Raw genomic sequence first — 2,239 nt, forward strand, 5'->3', positions numbered from 1 at the left:
TCTAACAGCTGGTACGAGGCAATTGATATTCTGTGTTCCAAACTTCCAATTGGTGCCATCGAGCATTAAATGCATGTTAGGAACTGGCTCCCAAATGCTTGATATTAAGGCTTTTGAGAAGAGTCCAGAATCAATTAACTTGTCCTTTTAAAAAAACGCCTGACGCGTTCAAGCTTGGATTTTATTGAAGGTGGAGCGTTCATCTTATGGATCAGCGCAGGATGCTGAACCTTTCGCTGATCGATCATACTAAGTACGAAGGTTTTAAAAGTCTCTGCGCGGGAATTGTGAAAAGCTAATAGTTTTGTTATCTTATTTATTAAGGATGAGAGGTTAATTTGCATTAAACATTGTTGTTTATTTTTAATAAAATAGCCTCTCTTTCGGATCTTTTTAAGACCCTTCAAAAAAGTGAGGGGGAGTATGAATCTCTACTATAAAATTTATCGTCGTTAGGTTCCAAAACATTAAGAACAAATACTTTAAAAGTAATAAGGAATTTGGATAGATAAATTTTTTTAATCATCATATTTTGATTTAATAAAATTATTTGTATTATAATATTTTTTTATTAAACAATATAAAAGAAATATATTTTTTTCCTTTTTTCCCTTTAACTTTTTTCCTGCATAAGATCTTAAGCATTTAAAAATTCTTCCTCGTTCTGATGTTAACGTGAACTAAAAAATAGAAGTTTTTAGGGGATACGCTCTTGTGCACAGTATCCCTCAGTTTGGGAGTAAAATTTAATTTTATCTTTCATACCTGGTGTTAAACTTTCTTGGTGTGCCTTGATTAAAAAAAAGTTTCTATTTTATTTATTAATGCTTCTAAATCTTTTCGATGTAACGCAGAAACAAAAAATATTAACTCTGAATTCGAAAACAAATCCTGTAAGCGTTTTTTCTGGTCTTCTTTTAACTGATCGCTTTTATTAAACACGATAAATTCTGTTTTTTGTATCAATGTTTCGTCAAACAATTTTAGTTCTTGCCGAATCTGGTGATATTTCTGAAAGGCATCGCTTTGCGCTGCATCTATAACATGAAGAAGTACACTGCATCGCTGCGCATGGCTTAAAAACCTGTGCCCGAGTCCTTTTCCCAGGTGTGCATCTTCAATCAATCCTGGAAGATCTGCCAATACAATCTCTTTATCCTCCCAACACAGCACTCCCAATTTAGGAAATAATGTAGTAAAAGGATAATCACCGACTTTTGAATTGGCATCTGTTAGCGCGTTCAACAATGTGGATTTTCCTGCATTAGGCATTCCTACTAGTCCAACATTTGCTAACAATTTCAGCTTAAGCTCTACCCAAGATTCTTGTCCTGATTCACCAGGGTAAGCGATTCTAGGAGATTGATGGACAGAATTTTTTAAACACGCATTTCCTGCGCCGCCTTTTCCCCCTTTAAATAAAGTAATTTTTTGATTTTCTTGAGTTATGTCTGCTACCTTTTCCCCTTCTATCCAAATTTCTGTTCCAAGAGGCACCCATAAAAGTAAGTCTCTTCCCGCTTTTCCAGTTTTTTTTCTTCCAGATCCCGGACTTCCATTTTCTGCTGTATATTTTTTCTTAAACCGAAAATCTAAAAGAGTATGCTTTGCTCCGTTTCCTTGGACAAGTACGTCTCCTCCCCTGCCTCCATTTCCTCCATCAGGTCCCCCAAATTCAATATTTTTCTCTCGACGAAAACTGACACTTCCAGATCCTCCGGAGCCACTCTTAATAAAAATTTTCGCGTCTTGAACAAATTGCATAGCAGCTTTTTTTTCTAATCCTTCCATGTATCTTACAAAAAATGAGTATAAAAAGCCAGAAATATAGGCTTTATTCTTAATTAAGATGAGTAGCAAGGTAAAAAGTCGTTGGAAAAAATAAGAAAGTTTTGCTTAAAAAAGCATGAGAAGAGTGAAAAGTAGAATGAGTTTAGAAATAGTTTACTATTTCTTTTTTATTTATTTTTACAATTAAAGATTATATATTTTGGGATCTATAATAAAGAATTAGATTGAAAGTCATACTCCCCCTCACTTTTTTTCAGGTAGTTTAAAAAATCTCTGAAATCAAAGAATAAGAGTTTATCTTTGATCTACCTGATCCCCCTTGTGAAGTATGAATACAAAGATGAATAGAAAGGCGCTCTGACTGTTTTTTTGTAAGCAATTTCTTGTGTAAGACCCGTTATAGAAGCGTATAAAATAGCAACAGCGACAATGGTCATAAGTTTGGAAA

1 protein-coding gene is annotated in these 2,239 nt (G+C 34.1%); it reads right to left on the minus strand.

Translation table 11 applies throughout. The annotated features are described in order from the left end of the window. Nucleotides 1-795 precede the first annotated feature (795 nt). Nucleotides 796-1,791: a GTPase ObgE gene (gene obgE, locus K737_RS00210; protein ID WP_006291821.1), complete on the minus strand. Its 996-nt coding sequence runs from the start codon at nucleotides 1,789-1,791 to the stop codon at nucleotides 796-798. Nucleotides 1,792-2,239 lie beyond the last annotated feature (448 nt).

The organism is Holospora undulata HU1 (assembly GCF_000388175.3).
Classification (GTDB): domain Bacteria; phylum Pseudomonadota; class Alphaproteobacteria; order Holosporales; family Holosporaceae; genus Holospora; species Holospora undulata_A.

Coding starts and splice junctions, on each gene's coding strand:
- obgE (WP_006291821.1), bottom strand. CDS start 1,791: ATGGAAGGATTAGAAAAAAAAGCTGCTATGCAATTTGTTCAAGACGCG.